Source organism: Curtobacterium sp. TXMA1, from assembly GCF_020162095.1.
Classification (GTDB): Bacteria; Actinomycetota; Actinomycetes; order Actinomycetales; family Microbacteriaceae; genus Curtobacterium.
Window position 1 is genome coordinate 2552675 of sequence record NZ_CP083910.1, and the last position, 20414, is coordinate 2573088.

Genomic DNA, 20414 nt, shown 5'->3' on the forward strand with positions numbered 1-20414 from the left:
CACGAGCGAAGGGCACCGGTCCGCTCGCGCGGGCCGGTGCCCTCCGTGCTCACTCGACGCTCACCGGAGCGCTCGCCGAGGCGTTCGTGCGCCGACCGCGGTCGGCGGCGGCTCAGCCGATCGACACCGCGGTCCAGGAGACCGGCGGCAGCTCGATCGTGATCGTGTCGCCCTCGCGGCGGACGGTCTCGTTCGTGCGGAGGCCGACGCGCTCGCGGTCAGCGAGGTCGTTGACGGCGTGCACGTCGTCGTCCCAGATGCCCTCGGCGCGGACGTCGCCCTCGGCGCCGATGCCCGCGAGGTCGATCGTCACCGTGGTGGTCTCGGTCTGGTGGCGGTTCACCAGGAACACCGCGGCCTTGCCGTCCTCGACCGTGGCGGCCGAGTCCACGACCGGCACCTCGCCGTACTTGCCGCCGTCGACCGTGTCGCCGGAGGCCTTGACCTGCAGCGACGTGCCGTTCGCGAGCGTCGACGTGACCGAGAACGGGAAGAACGTCGTCTGGCGCCAGGCCGGACCGCCCGGCTCGGTCATGATCGGCCCGATGACGTTGACGAGCTGGGCGATGCTCGCCGAGGCCACACGGTCCGCGTGACGGAGCAGCGAGATGAGCAGCCCGCCCACGACGACGGCGTCCGCCACCGTGTAGACGTCCTCGAGCAGTCGCGGCGCCACCGGCCAGTCCTGCAGCTCGAACGTCTTCTGCTGCTCGTTCCACTTGCTGAGCGACCAGACGTTCCACTCGTCGAACGAGATGTCGATCCGCTTGTCCGACTTCTTGTGCGCCTTGACGTGGTCGGCGGCGGTGGTGACGGTGTCGATGAAGTGGTCCATGTTCACGCCCGAGGCGAGGAACGAGGTCAGGTCGCCCTCCTCCTCGTAGTAGGCGTGGGCGGAGATGTAGTCGACGTCGTCGTAGGCGTGCTCGAGGACGGTGCGCTCCCACTCGCCGAACGTCGGCATCGAGGCGCCGGAGGAACCGCACGCGACGAGCTCGAGGTCGGGCTGGATCTGGCGCATGGCCTTCGCGGTCATCGCGGCGAGCTTGCCGTAGTCCTCCGCGTTCTTGTGGCCGAGCTGCCACGGGCCGTCCATCTCGTTGCCGAGGCACCACATCTTGATCGCGAACGGCTCCTGGCGGCCGTTCGAGCGGCGGTACTCGCTGAGCGCGGTACCGGCGTCGATGTTCGCGTACTCGAGGAGCTCGATGGCCTCCTGCGTGCCGCGGGTACCCAGGTTGACGGCGAGCATGAGCTCGGAGTCGACCGCGTCGAGCCAGTGCTGGAACTCGTGCAGGCCGACCTCGTTGGTCTCGGTCGAGTGCCAGGCGAGGTCGAGGCGACGGGGGCGCTGCTCGACGGGCCCGACGCCGTCCTCCCACTTGTAGCCGGAGACGAAGTTGCCGCCGGGGTAGCGGATCGCCGAGACGTTCAGCTCCTTGACGAGGTCGATGACGTCCTTGCGGAAGCCGTGCTCGTCAGCGGTCTCGTGGGCGGGCTCGTGGATGCCGTCGTAGACGTGGCGTCCGAGGTGCTCGACGAACCCACCGAACAGGCGACGGCGCACCGGCCCCACGGTGAACGCGGCGTCGAGGACGAGGTGTGTGCGGGGCATGGATCTCCTTCGATCTGCTGGGGGCTCGCTGTGCGACGTGATCGGCCCGGTACGAAAGTGAGCGCTCACGTCTCGTTGAACGCTAGCGGGTCCGGCCCGGATGGGGAAGCGGCGGCGCGCCCGCGTCGTGACGTTCACGAAAGGGGTGGCGCACCCCCGACCGTGCCGCTACTGTGAGCGCTCACGGAGCAACGACCGCTCCGCTCGGCCCGTCCCGATGGAGTGATGCCATGCCGATCCGACCAGCCGTACCCACCCCGCAGTCCCGCGGCGGTGCCTTCACCCGCAGGACACTGCTCGCCGGTGCAGCCGCCGGCGCCGCGGTCCTCCCCCTCGCGGCGTGCTCGAGCCCGCTCGCCGCCGGTGTCGCCGGTGCCCCGCTCAACCCCGAGACCCTCGTCTTCTGGAACCTGTTCGGCGGTGGTGACGGCGTCCGCATGCAGACGATGGAGGCCGGCTACGCGAAGCAGCACGGCGGTCCGTCCTCCCTGCAGGCGACGACCTTCGCCTGGGGCAACCCGTACTACTCGAAGGTCACACTGGCGACCGTCGGGAACAAGCCGCCGGACGTCGCGATCGCCCACCTGACCCGCGCGAAGCCGCTCTGGGACGGCGACCTGCTCGACCCGATCACCGAGGACGACCTGGCCAGCGTCGGCCTGAGCGCGAGCGACTTCAACCAGAAGGCGTGGACCGCGCAGAAGACCGACGGCAAGAACATCTGCATCCCGCTCGACACGCATCCCTTCGTGCTCTTCTACAACGTTGACGTGTGCCAGAAGGCGGGGCTGATCGACGCCGACGGCAAGCTCAAGGACCTGAACGGCCTCGAGAACTTCGAAGCCGCCCTCGCCGCGGTCGCGAAGGTCACCGGCGGCACCGCGCTCAACGTCGCGAACGTCAGCGAGGTCGCGACCCCGTGGCGCTTCTTCTGGACGATGTACAACCAGATCAACGGGGCGACGCCGTTCATCAGCGACGGCGGCGCGAAGCTCACGGTGAACGAGGACGCGTACACGAAGGTCACCGAAACGACCCAGAAGTGGGTCGAGGCTGGCTGGCTGAACAAGGGCCTCGACTACGCGACCGCGCAGACACTGATGTTCACCGGCAAGGCCGGCTTCTTCATGCAGGGCGAGTGGGAGATCAGCACCGCCCAGTCGATCAAGGGGCTGAAGTTCGGCATGGTGCCGATCCCGCAGCTGTTCGACAAGCCGGCGACGCAGGCCGACTCGCACACCTTCATCCTGCCGCGGAAGGACCGGACGCCCGAGCAGCGCAAGGCCCACATGCTCTTCATCAAGCAGATGCTCGAGCAGAGCCTGACCTGGGCCGAGGGTGGCCACGTCCCCGCGTACATGCCGACGTTCGACAGCACGCAGTTCAAGGAGCTCACCCCGCAGTCGAACTACGCCTCGGCCGCGGAGACCGCGGTCTTCGACGACCCCGCCTGGTACGGCGGGTCCGGTTCGACCTTCGAGAACACCGTCGGGGCCCAGCTCGCGCTGGTGCAGCAGGGCAGCAGCTCCCCCGCCCAGGCGCTCTCGGCGATCAAGGACCAGCTGTCCACCTACCTCAACACCCCGAGCCCGCTGTGACCGGGCACGCCACCCCGACGTCCGTAGTGAACACCGCACGAGAGGCACGATGACGTGACCGCTGCACCAGTTCTCACCCGACCCACGGACGCTGCCGCGATCACCCGTGGCACGCGCTCCCGCGTGAACTCCACCAACCGGGGACAGGGCCGCTCCGGCTGGCTCTTCCTCGCGCCCTTCGGCCTGTTCTACGTGGCCTTCCTGCTCGGCCCGACGGTCTGGATGCTCGTCACGAGCTTCTTCAACACCTCGACCGTGCGCACCGGCCTCGGCAGCTTCGCGGGCTTCGCGAACTACGCGGAGATGCTCGGACGCGCCGACTTCTGGTCGTCGCTCTGGCACACCCTGCAGTTCACGCTCTACACGACCCCGCCGCTGGTCATCCTGGCCTTCGTCTTCGCCGTGCTGACGAACCGCATGAACCGCGGGCAGTGGTTCTTCCGTCTGGCGTTCTTCCTGCCGTTCATCCTGCCGTCGGCGACGATCTCGCTCATCTGGGTGTTCATCTTCACGCCGGCGACCGGTCTGTTCGCGTCGATCCAGCAGGCGATCGGCCTCACCCCCGGGGCCGGCGTGCTGGCGAGCCCGAACACGGCCATGATCGGCGTCGCCATCGCCACGGTCTGGTGGACCCTCGGCTTCAACTTCGTGCTGTACCTGGCCGGTCTGCAGGAGATCCCCCGCGAGCTGTACGAGGCCGCCGCCGTCGACGGCGCCTCGAACTGGCAGCAGATCAAGTCGATCACGCTCCCGCTGCTCGGCCGCACGACCACCCTGGTGATCCTGCTGCAGATCATCGCGTCGCTGAAGATCTTCGACCAGGTGTACCTGATGACGAACGGCGGCCCGGGTATCTCGACCCAGGTCTCGCTGCAGCTCATCACCGGTGTCGGCTTCACCGACAACCGACTCGGCGCAGCATCCGCCGCGTCGGTGCTCCTGTTCATCGTGATCGTCGCGATCGCGGTCATCCGGCAGCTCGTCGAGCGCGCTGCCGCCAAGCGAGAGATCGGGGCCTGACATGACCGCCACCGAGAGCATCACCACGTCGCGCCCGCGGAAGCTGCGTCCGGGCGTCTCGGCCGCCGCTCCCGCCAACGCCGCGAAGATCGGCGTCTCCGGCAAGGGCTTCAACATCGCCGCCGCGATCATCCTCACGGTGTTCGCGATCATCTGGTTGATCCCGAGCCTGTTCGCGCTGAAGACGTCGCTGTCCGACAACGGCGTCGCCGCGCTCGGCGCGAACGCGATCCTGTCGAACTGGAACCCGACGCTGTACTCCTACTCGACCCTGTTCCGGTCGGGCGACATCTGGAACTGGTACCTCGCGAGCGGCGTGACGAGCCTGGTCACGACGGCGCTGACGGTGCTCTTCGCCTCGATGGCGGCGTTCGCGCTGTCCCGCCTGGCGTTCCGCGGTCGGAACGTCGCGTTCCTGCTCATCATCCTCGGCATCATGATCCCGACGCAGGTCCTGATCATCCCGATCTTCCAGGAGCTGAACGCGGTCGGGCTGCTGAACACCTACTGGTCGGTGATCTTCCCGCAGGTGCCGGCCGTGATCGCGGTGTTCATCTTCAAGCAGTTCTTCGACGGCATCCCGAAGGAGCTCGAGGAAGCGGCACGCATCGACGGCGCCGGCATGTGGAAGATCTACTGGTCGGTCATCCTGCCGCTGTCCCGTCCGGTGATCGCCGCGGTCGCGATCCTGACCTTCGTCGGCGTCTGGAACAACCTGCTCCTGCCGCTGTTCGTGCTGTCGAACCCGGACCTCATGACGATCCCGGTCGGGCTCGCCACGGTGCAGGGCAGCTTCGGGCAGCGCTACGCCGACATCCAGGCCGGCGCGATCCTCGCGGCACTGCCGCTGATCATCCTCTACCTGATCTTCCAGCGGCAGATCGTGGAGGGCGTGACGGGCTCGGGCCTCAAGGGCTGACCCGGGTCACAGACCGACGGGAGGCACGGCGCCAGCTGGCACCGTGCCTCCCGTCCGTTGCGTGGCGGTTCCGCCGTTCGCCTGCCGGGCGTACCTGGTCGAAGCGGGCGTCCCTGGTCGGGTCGGGCGTACCTGGTGGTCTCGAACGACCAGGTACGCCCGGAAGTACCAGCCACCGCGCCCGTCATGGGGAAGAACGGGCGGCAGGCAACGAGGTCAGAGCGGGTCGAGCCGCGTCCGGAGCAGGCAGAACTCGTTGCCCTCGGGGTCCTGCAGCACGTGCCAGGACTCCTCGCCGGTCTGTCCGACGTCCGCCGGTCGGGCACCGAGCGCGAGCAGCCGCTCGAGCTCGGCGTCCTGGTCCTGGTCGACCGGCGACACGTCGATGTGCAGCCGCAGGGTCTGGCTCGGCGCGTGGTCGACCCGGTTCAGGATGATCGTCGGGGTCGCACCGCCGAAGCCGGACGCAGGTCCGATCTCGACGCCGTCCTCGTCCTTGCCGAGTTCGACGTAGTCCAGCACTGCGCACCAGAAGCGCGACAGCGCCTCGGGGTCACGGCAGTTCAGCACGAGTTCGCTCAGTCGGACGCTCATGCCCGCACGCTACCCCGCCGGGCTCAGGCGGGGACGGCCTGCCGAGCCTCGTGCTTCCAGAAGCCCGAGAAGGTGATGCGCGACTTCGGGACGCCGGCACGGTGCAGGTGCCGCCGGCCGGCGGCGGCCAGTCGTGACTCCCCCACGACGAACGCGTAGACCCGGTCGTCGCACGGCACGTGCCGCTCGAGCTCGGCGAGCGCCGCACGCCCGGGGACCGCGTGCGGGCCGACGTGCTCGCGGACGATCCAGGTCACCTCGACGCCGACCGGGGCGTCGAGCACCCGGACGTCGGCGGCGGTCGGGACCTCCTGGATGATGCGGCCCACGGCGTCGCGGGGCAGCGATGCCGCGATACCGACGACGGCGGGCAGACCGGTCTCCTCGGCCGCCACCAGGACCTGGCTGACGTCGTCCGGGCAGTCGAAGATGCGGCCCTGGTCGAGCACCGCGAGCTGGTCGCCCGGTCGCGCTGCGCAGGCCCAGATGGCCGCGCCGCCCTCGAGCGCGCCGTCGTCGTCGGTGTGCACGATGAAGTCGACGTCCATCTCCGCCGTGCCGTCGGGCAGCTGCCGGAAGGCGGCGACCGTGTAGTTCGCCAGGTGCGGGCGTTCGTCCTGCGGGATGGCGAGGTACTGCGGGTACCAGCGGGTGCCGTCGATCTCGGGCAGCGTGAAGGTCTGCTGGTGCGGGAGCTGCAGGAACAGCCGGAACCAGTGGTCGTACCCGGCGAAGGGGAACTCGTGCAGGTCGGCGCCGGTGACGGTCACCCGCTGCACCGACGGGGTGTACCGGACCGAGCGGAGCACCCGGGCGCGGAAGAGCCGGGGTGCCTCGGGCATGAGCCGCGGGATCTTCGCCATGAAGGGAAGGCTACCCTAAGCTGGTCCGCGTGCCATCCCCCGAGACCGTCCTGACGCCCACGCGCGCAGCCCGGACCGATGCGACCCCGCGTGCGGACAGCGTGCACCGCCGAGCGGTCCGTCGCCGGCTGCTGGTGGTGGCGGTCCTGGTCGTCGTGCTCGCCGTCGCAGCGGTCGCGAGCATGCTCCTCGGGAGCAACCGGCTCGGCGTCGACCAGGTGCTCGCGGGGCTGACGCGGTCCGGGTCGAGCACCGCCGAGGCCGTCGTGTGGGGCTCGCGCATCCCGCGCACCCTCATCGGCGCCGCCGTCGGAGCGGCCCTCGGCATCGCCGGACTCCTCATGCAGGGGCACACCCGGAACCCGCTCGCCGACCCCGGGCTGTTCGGGGTCTCGTCCGGCGCGGGACTCGCCGTGGTGCTCGGGGTGTACGTCTTCGGGGTCACGAGCACCGGTGCCACGGTGTGGTTCGCCCTGGTCGGCGCGGTCGTGGCGAGCGTCGTCGTGTTCTCGGTGACGGTCGCCGGCAGCGGGACCGCGAGCCCGGTGCCCCTCGCCCTGGCCGGCGCCGCCGTGTCCGCCCTGCTCGGCGCGGTCACGTCCTTCATCGTGCTGACCGACCAGGACTCCCTCGACGCCTACCGGCTCTGGGTCGTCGGGTCGCTCGCCGCCCGGCAGCTCGACGTGCTCGCGGCCGCGGCGCCGTTCCTGCTCGTCGGCGCCGTGCTCGCGGTGTGGAACACCCGCGCGCTCGACGCCCTCGGGCTCGGCGCGGAGCTGGCGAAGGGCCTCGGCGAGAACGTGCTCGTCGCACGGCTCGTCGGACTCGGCGGCATCACGCTCCTGGCCGCCGGTGCGACCGCGGCAGCCGGGCCGATCGGCTTCGTCGGCCTGACCGTTCCCCACGTCGCCCGGGCCATGGTCGGCACCGGACACCGCTGGACGTTGCCCGTCTCGGCACTCGTCGGCGCGACGCTCGTGCTCGTCGCCGACGTGGTGGGACGACTCGTCGGCGGGTTCTCCGAGGTCGAGGTCGGCATCGTGCTCGCCGTGCTCGGCGGACCGGTGTTCGTCGCCGTCGCCCGTCGTCGATCGCTGGTGTCGCTGTGAGCGCCGCGACCGGCACGCGAGCGGGCCGTGCGCCCGCCGGTCGTCGTGGCGTCCGCGTCGGCCCGGTCGGGCTCGCCTGGCGTCCGCGGGTGCTCTGCTGGACGGTCGGCGCGATCGTCGTCGCACTGGTGCTCGTGGTGCTCGGCGTCGCCGTCGGCAGCACGTTCATCGCCCCTGGAACCGTCGTCCGTGCGCTGTTCGGTGCCGAGGACGGCCCGGACGGCTTCATCGTCACGACCCTCCGGCTCCCCCGCGTCCTCACCGGCACGCTCGTCGGCCTGGTGCTCGGGACCGCCGGTGCGCTGACGCAGACGGTCACCAGGAACCCCCTCGGCACGCCGGACATCATCGGCGTGACCTCCGGCGCGAGCGTCGGCGCGGTCGCCGCGATCGTGCTCGGCGGCGGCACCTACTCGGTCTCCTCGGTCGTCCTGGGCGGCGGGATCCCGGTCGCTGCGACGATCGGGGCGCTCGTCGCCGCGGCCGCCGTCTACGGCCTCGGCTGGCGGGGCGGGGTGCAGAGCTACCGGCTCGTCCTCGTCGGCATCGGGGTGAGCGCCACGCTCGACGCCGTGACGAGCTACCTGCTCGTCCGCGCGAAGATCACCGTCGCCACCGCAGCGTCGCAGTGGCTCGTCGGCAGCTTGTCGAGCACCTCGTGGACGACCGTGTGGCCGCTCCTGATCGTCGCCGCGGTGTGCGTGCCGATCGCCCTGGCCACCAGCGCCGCGCTCGGCATCGGGCAGCTCGGCGACGAGGTCGCGACCGGCGTCGGGCTCGGCGTCCAGCGGCACCGGCTGCTCGTCCTGGCGCTCGCCGTCGTCCTGACCGCAGCCGCCGTCGCCGCCGCGGGACCGATCGGCTTCGTCGCGTTCGTCGTCCCCCAGGTCGCCCTGCGCCTGGCCGGTACGAACCGACCACCACTGCTGCTCGCCGGGGCGCTCGGGGCGGTCCTCGTCCTCGGCGCCGACCTGCTCGCCCGCTCCGCCTTCCCCTGGCAGGTGCCCGTCGGCATCGTCACGACCGTCGTCGGCGCCCCGTACCTGATCTGGCTCCTCGTCCGCCACCGCAAGGAGATGTCCCGATGACCGCGACCACCGCGAGCACCGCCACCACAGCGAGCACCGCACGGACGCACCGGGCCGGCGGTGCCGACGCGACCGGCGCCGTGCCTCCCGTCCTGGAAGCCCGCGGCCTGTCCGTCGGCTACGACCGCGACCCCGTCCTCCGCGACCTCGACCTGCGGATCGAACGTGGCACCGTGACGACGTTCCTCGGGGCGAACGGCTGCGGCAAGTCGACCCTCCTGAAGGCCTTCGGCCGCGTGCTGAGGCCGCAGTCGGGCGAGGTCCTGCTGGACGGCTCCCCCATCCGGAAGGAGCCGAACCGCGCCGTGGCCCGGCGACTCGCGATCCTGCCGCAGACCCCGGTGGCTCCGGCGGGCACGAGCGTGCTCGACCTGGTGATGCGCGGGCGCAACCCGCACCAGTCGTGGGCGAAGCCCTGGACCGCGGACGACGCCGACGTCGCCGAGCAGGCCATCGCGGCGACCGGGCTGACCGAGGTGGCACACCGTGACGTCGCGAGCCTGTCCGGCGGCCAGCGGCAGCGTGCGTGGATCGCGCTCGTCGTGGCACAGCAGGCGGAGACCCTGCTGCTCGACGAACCGACGACCTACCTGGACCTCGCGCACCAGCTCGACGTGCTGCGGCTCGTGCGGCGGTTGAACCGCGAGCAGGGGTCGACCGTCGTGATGGTGCTGCACGACCTGACGCTCGCCGCGCGCTACTCGGACCGACTCGTCGTCCTGCACGACGGCGGGGTGGTCGCGGACGGCACCCCGGACGACGTGCTCACCCCCGCGGTGCTCGAGACGGCCTTCGGGCTGCACGCCCGCGTGGTGCCGGACCCCGTGACGGGTGCACCGATGATCGTGCCCGAGGCCGACGAGCACGAAACTCCGCCCGCCTGAGCGCCCCGCCCGGCTGAGCGCCCCGCCTGCCTGAGCGCGCCGCCGCAGCGAGCGCGGGCTCCGCGTCTCATGCTGGCGGTCCTCACAGAGTTAGGTTAGGCTCTCCTAACGTGAAGATCCCCCGCCGCGGCTCCCTGCGCGCCGCCCTCGTGACCTCCGTGGCCGTCCCGGCCCTCCTGCTCGCCGGTTGCTCCGGAGCGAACGGCTCCGACGACACCGCCCGATCCGGGGACACCGCCGGCAACGCCTCGACCGCCTCCGGCCCCTGGTCGTACAAGGACGCCACCGGTGCGACCGTGCGGACCGACAGCACCCCGAAGCGCGTCGTCGTCCTCAACGACATCGCCATCTCGTTCATCGAGTACGGTCTGCGCCCGGTCGGCACCTTCGGGCAGCTCACCATGGCGAAGGACGCCCGCTTCGACGACCTCGACAAGGACGGCATCACCCAGCTCGGCCAGGCGTACGGCGACATCGACCTCGAGCAGCTCGCGGCCCTGAAGCCGGACCTCGTCGTCACGTCGGTGTACCCGACGGACGAGAAGGGCACCCTCGACGAGACCCAGCCCGGCTACGGCTTCAAGGACAAGGAGCAGCAGAAGCAGGTCGAGGCCATCGCTCCGGTCGTCCAGGTCGAGTGGGGCGGCAAGGGCGAGGACGTGATCGGGAAGATCGCCGACCTGGCCGAGTCGTTGGGGGCACCCGAGTCGAAGATCGAGGCAGCCGAGGACCGCTTCGACGAGGCCGAGGACACCCTCGAGCAGGCCGCGAAGTCGAGCGACGTCTCGGTCGTCTCGATGTACGCGGACGGCGACGGCGCCTACGTGACCCGCCCGTCCGACGAGCCGACCCTGCAGATGTACTCGTCGTTCGGCGTCGACTTCGTGAACCCTGCGCCGAAGGGCTTCTACTGGGGCATCTACTCGTGGGAGAACGCCGGACAGATCAAGGGTGACGTGATCCTGCTCTCGCAGCAGGGCTACCAGGTCGCGGACCTCGAGAAGCAGCCGACGTTCGCCGACGACGCGGCACTGAAGGCGGGCCAGGTCCACAGCTGGACCTTCCCCGCGCTCGACTACGCATCGCAGGCGGACTACATGACGAAGCTCGCGGGCTGGCTCGAGGACAGCAAGAAGGTCTCGTAGTCGCGATCGACGCGGACGGGAGGCACGGTGCCGGCTGGCACCGTGCCTCCCGTCCGTCCCGGGTCAGGTCGGATCAGCCGACGGGCAGCGCCGCGTTCACCGCCGTCTGCGCCTGCCGCCAGACGTCCGCTCGCGACCCGGCGTACGTGCCGCCCTGCCCGCTCCCGACGGACCGCAGGTTCGTCTTCCCGCCGTCGGTGTTGCCCTGCCAGTACGCCGTCACCGCACGCGAGGTCCCGCCGACGAGCCAGATCTGGTCCGCCGCGTCCGTGGTCCCGGTCTTGCCGAACAGCGTCGCCCCGTCGCGCGTCAGCCCGCCGGTCGCCGTGCCACCGCGGAACGCGCCCTGCATCACCGCGAAGGCCTGCGCCGCGACCGCGGGCGACACCGCCTGTGTGCACGACCGCGGCTGCCCACCGAGCGCCGTGCCGTCCGGGCCCGTGACCTGGTCGACGACGACCGGCGCGCAGTACACGCCGCCGTTCGCGATCCCGGCGTAGGCGGCCGCCATCGTCAGCGGCGCGATGCTCGTCGTCCCGAGGATCGCCGCTGGGTTCGCGGGGAGCTCGCCGCCGGTCGCCGGGTGCACACCCAGTCGCGCGGCGGTGTCACGGATGTCGCAGAGGTCGAGCCGGGATGCCATGTCCGCGTACGCCGCGTTCACCGACTGCGCCGTCGCCGCGCGGACGGAGTACGGCCCGGTCTGCCCCGGCGAGTCGTTCTTCGGGTCGTAGGGGGTGTCGAGCGTGATCCGCTGCCCGCACTGCGTCCACGTGCTCCGGGCCTTCCGCGTGCCGTCCACGACCGTGTCGGGGCTCCGTCCGGACTCGAGCCACTGCAGCAGCGTGAACATCTTGTAGGTCGACCCGACCTGGAAGCCCTTCGAGCCACCGTTCGACTCGTCGGTGGCGTAGTTGAGCGAGGTCGCCGTCGCCGGGGCGTCCGCGGAGCGGTCGAAGTCCTTGTTCTGCGCCATGGTCAGCACACGGCCGGTGCCCGCCTCGACGGTGTCGAGCGTCGCACCGAGGGCCAGGCGGCTCTCGGTCGCGGGGTCGTGCCGGGCGAGCAGGTCCTTCTGCTGCGTGTTGAGGTCGAGGTCGAGCGTGGTCTGCACCCGGTACCCGCCCGTGCGCCAGGCGGCGGCGCGGGCGTCGGGGTCGGCGCCGAGCTGCGGCAGGTCCTGCGCCACCTGTTCGGCGTACGCGCAGAAGAACTCCGCGCCGCGCACCGCCGACTCGCACCCCTGCTGCGGTGCCGTGAGGCGGACGTAGTCGGCCGGACGCGACGCGAGTGCCGTGGCGAGGTCGGCGTCGCTCAGGTGCCCCTGGTCGTGCATCGAGCGGAGGATGACGTCCCGCCGGGCCTGGTTGTCGGCGTGGTGCTCGGGCGTCGACAGGTCGCGGCGCTCCGGCCACTGCACGATGGCGACGAGCGACGCGGCCTCGGCCGGGGTCAGGTCGGCGGCGTCCTTGCCGTAGTACCGCTGCGAGGCCGCCTGCACGCCGTAGGTCTGGTCGCCGAAGTAGGCGATGTTCAGGTACGCGGCGAGGATCTCGTCCTTCGAGTACTCCTTCGCGAGTCCGATCGCCAGCTTCACCTCGGCGAGTTTCCGCTGCGGGGTCTTGGCGATCGCGTCGCGGTACCCGGCCTCGCGCTCCTCGGCGGTGGGCAGCTCGCTCGCCTGCTGGATCTTGATGTTCCGGACGAGCTGCATCGTGATCGTCGAGCCACCGGACCCGCCCTGCCCGCCGGAGGCGACGACGCTCGCGACCGACCGCACCAGGCTGGTCGGGTCGACGCCGCCGGTCTCGCGGAAGCGCTTGTCCTCGCCGTCGATCGCGGCGTGCTCGAGGGTGTCGCTGATCCGGTCGAGCGACAGCTCCTGCCGGTTCTGGTCCCACACGTCGACCAGGTGAACGGGCTGTCCGCCCTGGTACGCCCAGATCTCGTTGCGCTCGGGCAGGTCGCCGATCTCGATGTACTCCGGCATCGAGTCGAACAGGTCGATCGCCGAGGTCGTCCCCACCCCGGCCACCGCGAGGACCGGCGTCACGCCGACCCCGACCAGCAGCCCCGCCAGGACGCTGCCGCCGACGAAGCCCAGGGCTGCCCCGGTCGCACGTCGCATCGTCATGTCTCCCCCTCGTGGTCCCGCCCCCGTCGTCCGGAGGCGTCGCGTGACCCTCCCAACGCTGGTCGGGCGTCCACCGGGCGTTCCCCGGGGAGAACCGGCGCGACCGCTGGGAAAGGACCGAGTCGGTACGGATCGTTACCGGAGGGACACCCGCCGTCACCGTCCCGTGACCCCACCGTGACCGGGCCGTGATCACAGGGTCGCGCGGACGACTCAGCGCGACGCGGCGCCCACCGACTGCACCGCCACCCGCGTCGCCGCGGCCACGAGGGCGTCCGAGGGCTCGGCGTCCGCACCGGCGCCGTCCCGCGTGGTGAACACGACGAGCACGATCGGGTCCCGCCCCGGAGGCTGTACCACGGCGATGTCGTTCCGCACCCCGTAGGACGCCGTCCCGGTCTTGTCCGCCACCGACCAGCCGTCCGGCACCCCGGCGCGGATCGTGCCGTCGCCGGTGGTGGTCCCCGCCGTCGCGGACCGCAGCAGCGCCCGGTCGTCGGGGTCGAGTGCGTCGCCGAGCAGGACCGCGCGCAGGTCGGCGGCCGACTGCGCCGGGGTCGTCGTGTCGCGCGGATCGCCGGGGATCGCCGTGTTCAGGTCGGGTTCGACGCGGTCCACCCGGGTCACGTCGTCACCGATCCCCCGCAGCCACCGGGACACCCCGCCGACACCGCCGAGCCGCTCCACGAGCAGGTTCGCGGCGGTGTTGTCGCTCTCACGGAGGGCCGCGTCCACCAGCGCGCGGACCGTCATGCCCTCGTCGACGTGCTGGCTCGTCACCGGCGCGTAGGAGAGCAGGTCGCTCCGGTCGTAGCGCACGACGTCGTCCAGGTCGTCGGTGCTCGACGCATCGAGGACCGCCGCCGCGATGAACGCCTTGTTCGTCGAGGCGAACGCGAACCGCTCGTCGGCGCGGTACCCGAGGCTGCCGCCGTCCGCCGTGTCGATCGCGACGACACCGACCCGCGCGCCGTACTGCTCCTCGAGCGCCGCGAACGCCCGGGACGTGGCAGCGTCCGCCGTCGGCTGCGACGTCGGCTGCGGCACCGGTGTCACTGTCGGGGCCTCGGTCGTGCTCGCCGTCGAACCGCCGCCCGCGGCGGGACCGGCACCGCTGCCGCTGCATCCGGTGAGCGTCAGCGCGGCGACCGCCGCGATCGTGGTCAGGGTCGTCCTCGTCGTCCGCACGCGGACGAGCATGCCGGGTCCGCCCGCGACCCACCTGGACGACGCGGGCCCGGCCGAACGGGAGGCGTGGTGCACCGCCGCCACGCGCCTCCAGGTCGACCACGGCCGGACGGGAGGCGCGGCGCAGCGCCGCCACGCGCCTCCCGTCCCCTCGTCGACCGTCGGGATGGGCGGTGCGTCAGGACCGCGACAGGCGGGTGACGGTCGCGTGCGCACCCTCGTCGAGCAGCCCGTCGAGCGCGTCGCGGTACGCCGCGACGAACCGCTCGTCGTCGACCAGGTCGCCGAACACCTGCCGGTCCCGCAGGAAGGCGAGCCGGTCCTCGTGCTGCTGCTGCGCCGCGGCGGTCAGCCGGTCGGCGAGGCGGTCGACGACCTGGATCGGCTGCCCGTCCTCGTCGGTGCCCTCGGCGTACCGCGCCCACGAGGCGACGATGCCGGCCGACAGGGTGACCGGACCGCCCGACGCCAGGTTCGCGCGGACGACCGGCAGCAGCCACTTCGGGATGCGGTCGCTCGACTCGGCGCACAGCCGGGCGAGGGTGTCGCGCACCTCGGGGTTCCGGAACCGCTCGATCAGGGTGCTCTCGTAGTCGTCGAGGTCGATGCCCGGCACGGCGTGGAGCGTCGGGGTCGCCTCCTCGTCCATGTAGCGGCGGAGGAAGGTCGCGATCGCGTCGTCCTGCGTGGCCTCGTGCGCGTACCGGTACCCGGACAGGTACCCGAAGTAGCAGAGTCCCTGGTGGCTGGCGTTGAGCAGTCGGAGCTTCATGAGCTCGTACGGTTCGACGTCCTCCACGAGCTGGACGTCGGCGTCCTCGTACCGGGGACGGCCGGCGGGGTGGTCGTCCTCGAGCACCCACTGGAAGAAGGGCTCGGCGACGACCGGCCAGGCGTCCTCGATGCCGAGCTCGTCGCGGACCCACGCCCGGTCCTCGTCGGTCGTGACCGGCGTGATCCGGTCGACCATCGAGTTCGGGAAGGACACGTGCTCGTCCATCCAGTCCGCGAACGCCGGGTCCTGCAGCCGCGCGTAGCTCGTGAACATCTGCCGGGCGACGTGCCCGTTGCCCTGGATGTTGTCGCACGACATCACCGTGACGGGCTCGAGGCCCCGGTCACGACGACGTCGGAGCGCCTCGACCACGAGGCCGAACACCGTCCGCGGTGGGGCGTCCCCGCGGAGGTCCGCCGCGACGCCCGGCTCGTCCGCGACGAACTCACCCGTGACGTGGTCGAAGTTGTAGCCGCCCTCGGTGATGGTCAGGCTGACGATCCTCGTGTCCGGGTGCGCCATCTTCTCGACGACGGCGTCCGGGTCGTCGACGGCGAGCAGGTACTCGACGATGCTGCCGACGACGCGCGACTCGCGGGTGCCGTCCGGGTGCTTGAGCACGAGCGTGTACAGGCCGCCCTGCTCGTCCATCGCCGCGGCCATCCGGCGGTCCTGCTCGAGGACGCCGACACCGCAGATGCCGTACTCGCGTGCCTCGCCGCGCTGCAGGAGCTGGTCGAGCACCATCGCCTGGTGGGCCCGGTGGAAGCCGCCGACGCCGAAGTGCACGATGCCGGCGGTGATGCCGTCGCGGTCGTAGGTGGGGACCGCGACGCCGTTCGCGGCGATCTGGTCGAGGGTCTCCGGGCTCAGGCGGACGGGCATGGGTACTCCTTCGTACGGCGGTCGGGAGCCCCCAGTCTGTCAGCCGGGACCGGCGGACGGAACCGGTGTGCAGAACCGGTGTTCCGGGCGCGCGCCCAGCGTTCCCTCGACGAGCGGGGGACGAACCTGAGGGGTCACTCGGAGAAGGTGCACCCAGTGCATCGATGCACCTAGTGTTGTCAGACATGACCACCACCGATCGTCGTGCCGCCCTCAAGGCGAGGCACCGCGCCGCGATCCTGCAGGCTGCGCGCGACCTCGTCGACGAGCGCGGCGGACGCGGGTTCGGTGTCGACGACCTGGCGTCCCGAGCCGACATCGCGCGGCGCACGGTCTTCAACCACTTCGCCTCGCTCGACGAGGTCCTGCTCGCGGTGTGCGAGCAGGAGCTGTCGGTGATCATCGACCGGTTCCTCGCCGACATGGCCAGGACCCCGGTCGGCGACGGCAGCAGGGCATCGATGTTCGAGGAGCTCGAGTCCGCCGCACGCGGCGCCGACCTGGCCCCGGCGATCTCCGGGATGTACCGGATCATCGGCGAGCCGGGGAAGGAGGACCCGAAGGCCGCGGTCCTCACCCAGACGGCCTTCTCGCGGGTCACCGAGCGGCTCCGCGACGAGGTCGCCCGGCGGCACCCGGGTGCCGACCAGCTCGACACGGCGCTGCTCGTCGACTCGCTCATGAGCGGCATCGTCGTCATCGCCGACCACTGGCTCACGCACGACGGTCCCGACCTCACCCCGGCATCGCTGACCGCTTGGGACGCCCTGCTGAGCAGACTCGTGCACAGCGTCCGCTCCGGCTACATGCCGGCCTCCTGACCACTCCCCCGGGGTCCACCGGCGCACCCCGCACCACCACAGCACCTGACACGAAAGGACGGGGCAACCGCATGGCCGGTCTCCTCTACCGTCTCGGACGGTTCTCCGCACGACGCCACTGGCTGGTGATCATCGCCTGGGTCGTCATCATGGGCATCGCGGGGCTCACCTACAGCCTGTTCGCGGGCACGATCTCCTCGTCGATCACCATCCCGAACACGAAGACGAGCCAGGTGCAGGACGAGCTGGCGGACAAGTTCCCGTCGGCGAACGGCGGCAACGGCACGCTCGTGTTCGAGACGACGGACGGGAAGGCGTTCACGGCGGCGCAGAAGGCCGACGTCAAGGACTTCCTCGACGGCATCGCCGACCTCGACGGGGTGAAGGAGGTCCGCGACGGCTTCACCACGCAGGACCAGCTCGACGAGCAGCGGCAGAAGATCGTCGACGGTCGCCAGCAGATCCAGGACGGTCAGGCGCAGATCGACCAGCAGAAGGCGCAGCTGGAGTCCGGCAAGCAGCAAATCGAGCAGGCGCAGACGCAGCTCGACCAGCAGAAGGCCCAGGCCGAGGCGCAGGCCCAGGCCGCCGGAGCCGCCGCCGCGACCAGTGCGGCCGCACAGGCCGGTCAGCAGCAGCTCGCCCAGGCCCAGGCCCAGATCGACGCACAGCAGCAGCAGCTCACCTCGGGTCAGGAGCAGCTCGAGCAGGCCCAGCAGAAGCTGGACGACCAGCAGCGGCAGCTCGAGCAGGGATCCGACCTGCTCGACCTCTCGAAGGACATCCGCTTCGTGTCGTCGAACGGCGCGGCTTCGATCGGCACGGTGCAGTTCACGAAGTCGACGTTCGAGGTGCCGCAGGAGACCAAGCAGGAGATCTCCGACCGGGCCGAGAGCGCGAAGATCGACGGCGTCGAGGTGTACGTCTCCAACGACATCGCGCAGGGCGTCCCGTCCATCCTCGGGCCGGGCGAGATCGTCGGCGTGATCATCGCCGCCCTCGTGCTCTTCCTGATGCTCCGCACCGTCATCGGCGCCGCGATCCCGCTGCTGTCCGCCGTGCTCGGCGTCGGTGTCGCCTCGCTCGCCGCCCTGTCGTTCTCGAGCCTGGTCGAGTTCATCTCGGTCACGCCGGTGCTGGGGGTGATGCTCGGCCTGGCGGTCGGCATCGACTACTCGCTCTTCATCCTCAACCGCCACCGGACCCAGCTCAAGGCCGGCATGGGCGTCCACGAGTCCATCGGTCTCGCCAACGGCACCTCGGGCAACGCCGTGGTCTTCGCGGGCACGACCGTGATCGTGGCCCTGCTCGCGCTCAACATCACCGGGATCCCGTTCCTCGGCCTGATGGGCACCGTCGGCGCGGTCGCCGTGCTGTTCGCGATCCTCATCGCGACCTCGTTCACCCCGGCGCTGCTGTCCCTGCTCGGCATGCGCATCCTGCGGAAGAAGGAGCGGCAGCAGATCGGCCGCACCGGCTCCGTGCAGGTCCCGAACAAGCCGATGTCGACCTGGCGCGCAGTGGTCACGCTCGTCGCCGGGGTCGCGGTGCTCGGCACGATCGCCCTGCCCGCCACCCAGATGCGCCTCGGCCTGCCGACCGGCGCGTCCGAGGCGACGGACTCCTCGCAGTACAAGGCGTACAAGGCGCTCGAGGACGAGTTCGGCGCCGGCCAGAACGGCCCGCTGCTCGTCGTGGCCGACCTGCCGAAGGCGATCGCCAAGGACGACGTCACGGCGACCGAGGTCACCATCGGCCAGGCCCTCGCGAAGAACGACGACGTCGAGGCCGTGCTGCCGATCGGCGCCTCGTCCGACCGGGACATCATCGCCTTCCAGGTCAAGCCCGCGGGCGGACCGGACAGCGTCTCGACCGAGACCCTGGTCAAGGACCTGCGCGAGCAGACCGTGAAGACCGACGACGGCACGGTGACGCTCGGCGTCGCCGGCAACGCGAGCGCGAACATCGACGTGTCGGAGAAGCTCGCGAACGTGCTGCCGCTCTACCTCGTCGTGGTCGTCGGCCTGTCGCTGATCATCCTCATCGTCGTGTTCCGGTCGTTCCTCGTGCCGATCACCGCGACGGCCGGGTTCATCCTGTCCGTGCTCGCGTCCTTCGGTGGTCTGACCGCGATCTACCAGTTCGGCTGGCTCGGCTCGGTCTTCGGCGTGCACGACCCGGCACCGATCCTGAGCTTCCTGCCCATCATCGAGATCGGCATCCTGTTCGGGCTCGCGATGGACTACCAGCTGTTCCTGGTGTCGGGCATGCGCGAGGCGTACGCCCACGGAGCCTCGGCGAAGGTCGCGGTCCAGCGCGGTCTGCACGCCGGTCGCGCCGTGGTCACGGCAGCGGCGATCATCATGATCTCGGTGTTCGCGGGCTTCATCTTCTCGGAGTCCTCGACCATCAAGCCGATCGGGTTCGGACTCGCGTTCGGTGTCCTCGTCGACGCCTTCGTCGTCCGGATGCTGCTCATCCCGGCGGTCATGCACCTGCTCGGGAAGAGCGCGTGGTGGATCCCGAAGTGGCTCGACCGGATCCTGCCGGACGTCGACGTCGAGGGCGCCAAGCTCGAGCGCTCGCACCCGGGCGACGACCGCGGCCACCGCGGCGCGCACGCCGTCGCCGGTGCGGCGGCCGGGGAGCACCGCGGCTCGCACGCCGCGGACGTCGAGCCCGACGCCAACCCGCACGAGGGGCACACCCCGACGCACCGCGCGTAGGGGTCGAGCGTCCGCAGGGGCGCCAGCCCCACTGCACCACCGGGAGGCCCGGTGCCGGTCCACGAGACCGGCACCGGGCCTCCCGTCCGTCGCGGGCGCGGTCGGGCGTAGGCGGTGGGAACGGGCGTACCTGGTCGAAGCGGGCGTACCTGGTGGAAGCGGGCGTACCTGGTCGTCCCGAACGACCAGGTACGCCCGATCCCGCTTTCCATCACGGGCGTTCTGGGAAAGAACGGGCACGATCCGGCGATCCCGGGACCTCCCGTCCGTTCGTGCACGAAGGTACCGTTGCAGCATGACCGCGACCGACGTCGACCCCCTCGCCCTCGACCGGCAGCTCTGCTTCGCCCTGGCCGCGACGAGCCGCAGCGTCATCGGGCTGTACCGCGACCTGCTCGACCCGATGGGCCTGACGCACCCGCAGTACCTCGTCATGCTCGCCCTGTGGGAGCACGACCCGCGCTCGGTACGCGAGATCGCCGCGGAGCTCCGGCTCGACTCGGCGACGCTGAGCCCGCTGCTCAAGCGACTCGAGGCCTCCGGGTACGTCCGACGCCAGCGCAGCACGGCCGACGAGCGTCAGCTCGAGGTGTCACTCACGACCGCCGGGCGAGCGCTCCGCGACCGGGCCCGCGCGGTCCCTCTCGCCGTGGCCGATCGACTCGGTTGGCCGCTCGAACGCCTCGAACGGCTCAAGGACGACCTGACCGAGCTGCTCGGTCGCGTCGACGCCCTCGACTGATCGGACGCTTCGTGACAGAATGGTTCGTGCACGAACGAAAGGACGGACCATGGGTCGCTTCGGCAGCTGGTACGACCGCTGGAACCGCACGCTCATCGAGAAGATGGGCCCGTCGCAGATCGGCGCCGGGCACGCCGAGGGCGTCGACGACCGCACCGTGGACCGCCCCTGTCCGATCTGCCGACAGCCGCTCTCACAGCACACCGTGATCCGCCCCGAGGGCCAGGTCCGCTCGAGCACCCTGGTGTGCCCCGGTCGCTGAACATCTGCCGCGGGATCGGAATTGCCGACCACAACACGTGGTTCAA

At 71.0% G+C, this 20414-nt stretch carries 17 protein-coding genes; 11 read left to right on the forward strand and 6 right to left on the reverse strand.

Annotated elements, in window-relative coordinates:
• Positions 1-112: 112 nt before the first annotated feature.
• Complete coding sequence (locus LCG91_RS12085; protein ID WP_224441503.1) at positions 113-1615, reverse strand: alpha-N-arabinofuranosidase; 1503 nt, start codon at positions 1613-1615, stop codon at positions 113-115.
• Positions 1616-1845: 230 nt separating this feature from the next.
• Between LCG91_RS12085 and LCG91_RS12090 the strand changes: the two genes are divergently transcribed.
• The 3 genes from LCG91_RS12090 to LCG91_RS12100 all read left to right on the forward strand — a co-directional run bounded on the left by LCG91_RS12090 (position 1846) and on the right by LCG91_RS12100 (position 5152).
• Complete coding sequence (locus LCG91_RS12090) at positions 1846-3213, forward strand: extracellular solute-binding protein (protein WP_224441504.1); 1368 nt, start codon at positions 1846-1848, stop codon at positions 3211-3213.
• A gap of 123 nt (positions 3214-3336) precedes the next feature.
• A complete protein-coding gene (locus LCG91_RS12095) occupies positions 3337-4233 on the forward strand; it encodes a carbohydrate ABC transporter permease (RefSeq protein WP_058728773.1) in 897 nt (298 codons plus the stop codon).
• A 1-nt stretch (position 4234) separates the two neighbouring features.
• Positions 4235-5152 (forward strand): carbohydrate ABC transporter permease, encoded by a 918-nt coding sequence (locus LCG91_RS12100; protein ID WP_058749008.1) that lies wholly within the window; start codon positions 4235-4237, stop codon positions 5150-5152.
• 216 nt (positions 5153-5368) lie between these two features.
• On the opposite strand, the gene LCG91_RS12105 is transcribed toward LCG91_RS12100, so the two are convergent.
• A complete protein-coding gene (locus tag LCG91_RS12105) occupies positions 5369-5746 on the reverse strand; it encodes a VOC family protein (protein ID WP_058730115.1) in 378 nt (125 codons plus the stop codon).
• Positions 5747-5769: 23 nt separating this feature from the next.
• On the reverse strand, positions 5770-6609 hold the full coding sequence (locus LCG91_RS12110; protein WP_224441505.1) for a siderophore-interacting protein: 840 nt from the start codon (positions 6607-6609) through the stop codon (positions 5770-5772).
• Positions 6610-6638: 29 nt separating this feature from the next.
• Between LCG91_RS12110 and LCG91_RS12115 the strand changes: the two genes are divergently transcribed.
• From LCG91_RS12115 to LCG91_RS12130, 4 genes are all read left to right on the forward strand, one after another.
• Positions 6639-7718 carry a FecCD family ABC transporter permease gene (locus tag LCG91_RS12115; protein WP_224441506.1) on the forward strand — a complete coding sequence of 360 codons (1080 nt, stop codon included), beginning with the start codon at positions 6639-6641 and terminating at the stop codon, positions 7716-7718.
• Positions 7715-8806, forward strand: a complete 1092-nt coding sequence (locus LCG91_RS12120) for a FecCD family ABC transporter permease (protein WP_167346605.1) — start codon at positions 7715-7717, stop codon at positions 8804-8806. The genes LCG91_RS12115 and LCG91_RS12120 overlap by 4 nt, the downstream gene beginning before the upstream one ends.
• The gene (locus tag LCG91_RS12125) at positions 8803-9690 is read left to right on the forward strand and encodes an ABC transporter ATP-binding protein (RefSeq protein ID WP_082687563.1); all 888 of its coding nucleotides are present in this window, start codon (positions 8803-8805) and stop codon (positions 9688-9690) included. Before LCG91_RS12120 ends, LCG91_RS12125 begins: the two co-directional genes overlap by 4 nt.
• Before the next feature lie 110 nt (positions 9691-9800).
• Positions 9801-10835: an ABC transporter substrate-binding protein gene (locus tag LCG91_RS12130; protein ID WP_224441507.1), complete on the forward strand. Its 1035-nt coding sequence runs from the start codon at positions 9801-9803 to the stop codon at positions 10833-10835.
• Positions 10836-10908: 73 nt separating this feature from the next.
• Here LCG91_RS12130 and LCG91_RS12135 read toward each other — a convergent pair whose 3' ends face one another.
• From LCG91_RS12135 to LCG91_RS12145, 3 genes are all read right to left on the reverse strand, one after another.
• Positions 10909-12969: a transglycosylase domain-containing protein gene (locus tag LCG91_RS12135; RefSeq protein WP_058749741.1), complete on the reverse strand. Its 2061-nt coding sequence runs from the start codon at positions 12967-12969 to the stop codon at positions 10909-10911.
• 213 nt (positions 12970-13182) lie between these two features.
• Positions 13183-14169 (reverse strand): class A beta-lactamase, encoded by a 987-nt coding sequence (gene bla, locus LCG91_RS12140; protein WP_411955806.1) that lies wholly within the window; start codon positions 14167-14169, stop codon positions 13183-13185.
• Between the two features lie 166 nt (positions 14170-14335).
• Entirely contained in the window at positions 14336-15817 is a 1482-nt protein-coding gene (locus tag LCG91_RS12145; protein ID WP_224441509.1) for a mannitol dehydrogenase family protein, read from the reverse strand.
• Positions 15818-16002: 185 nt separating this feature from the next.
• Here LCG91_RS12145 and LCG91_RS12150 point away from each other — a divergent pair, with 185 nt between their 5' ends.
• The 4 genes from LCG91_RS12150 to LCG91_RS12165 all read left to right on the forward strand — a co-directional run bounded on the left by LCG91_RS12150 (position 16003) and on the right by LCG91_RS12165 (position 20368).
• Complete coding sequence (locus tag LCG91_RS12150; RefSeq protein WP_161968876.1) at positions 16003-16638, forward strand: TetR/AcrR family transcriptional regulator; 636 nt, start codon at positions 16003-16005, stop codon at positions 16636-16638.
• Between the two features lie 71 nt (positions 16639-16709).
• Entirely contained in the window at positions 16710-19364 is a 2655-nt protein-coding gene (locus LCG91_RS12155) for an MMPL family transporter (protein WP_224441510.1), read from the forward strand.
• Between the two features lie 295 nt (positions 19365-19659).
• Entirely contained in the window at positions 19660-20106 is a 447-nt protein-coding gene (locus LCG91_RS12160; protein WP_058729579.1) for a MarR family winged helix-turn-helix transcriptional regulator, read from the forward strand.
• Positions 20107-20155: 49 nt separating this feature from the next.
• Positions 20156-20368, forward strand: coding sequence for a hypothetical protein (locus tag LCG91_RS12165; RefSeq protein WP_058729580.1), 213 nt, complete (start codon positions 20156-20158; stop codon positions 20366-20368).
• Positions 20369-20414: the final 46 nt, after the last annotated feature.

Excerpts from the sequence above, each read along its gene's own strand:
- LCG91_RS12110 (WP_224441505.1), bottom strand. The coding sequence starts at position 6,609 with ATGGCGAAGATCCCGCGGCTCATGCCCGAGGCACCCCGGCTCTTCCGC.
- LCG91_RS12165 (WP_058729580.1), top strand. The coding sequence starts at position 20,156 with ATGGGTCGCTTCGGCAGCTGGTACGACCGCTGGAACCGCACGCTCATC.
- LCG91_RS12135 (WP_058749741.1), bottom strand. The coding sequence starts at position 12,969 with ATGACGATGCGACGTGCGACCGGGGCAGCCCTGGGCTTCGTCGGCGGC.
- LCG91_RS12150 (WP_161968876.1), top strand. The coding sequence starts at position 16,003 with ATGACCACCACCGATCGTCGTGCCGCCCTCAAGGCGAGGCACCGCGCC.
- bla (WP_411955806.1), bottom strand. The coding sequence starts at position 14,169 with ATGCTCGTCCGCGTGCGGACGACGAGGACGACCCTGACCACGATCGCG.
- LCG91_RS12085 (WP_224441503.1), bottom strand. The coding sequence starts at position 1,615 with ATGCCCCGCACACACCTCGTCCTCGACGCCGCGTTCACCGTGGGGCCG.
- LCG91_RS12090 (WP_224441504.1), top strand. The coding sequence starts at position 1,846 with ATGCCGATCCGACCAGCCGTACCCACCCCGCAGTCCCGCGGCGGTGCC.
- LCG91_RS12100 (WP_058749008.1), top strand. The coding sequence starts at position 4,235 with ATGACCGCCACCGAGAGCATCACCACGTCGCGCCCGCGGAAGCTGCGT.
- LCG91_RS12160 (WP_058729579.1), top strand. The coding sequence starts at position 19,660 with ATGACCGCGACCGACGTCGACCCCCTCGCCCTCGACCGGCAGCTCTGC.
- LCG91_RS12145 (WP_224441509.1), bottom strand. The coding sequence starts at position 15,817 with ATGCCCGTCCGCCTGAGCCCGGAGACCCTCGACCAGATCGCCGCGAAC.
- LCG91_RS12105 (WP_058730115.1), bottom strand. The coding sequence starts at position 5,746 with ATGAGCGTCCGACTGAGCGAACTCGTGCTGAACTGCCGTGACCCCGAG.
- LCG91_RS12155 (WP_224441510.1), top strand. The coding sequence starts at position 16,710 with ATGGCCGGTCTCCTCTACCGTCTCGGACGGTTCTCCGCACGACGCCAC.
- LCG91_RS12125 (WP_082687563.1), top strand. The coding sequence starts at position 8,803 with ATGACCGCGACCACCGCGAGCACCGCCACCACAGCGAGCACCGCACGG.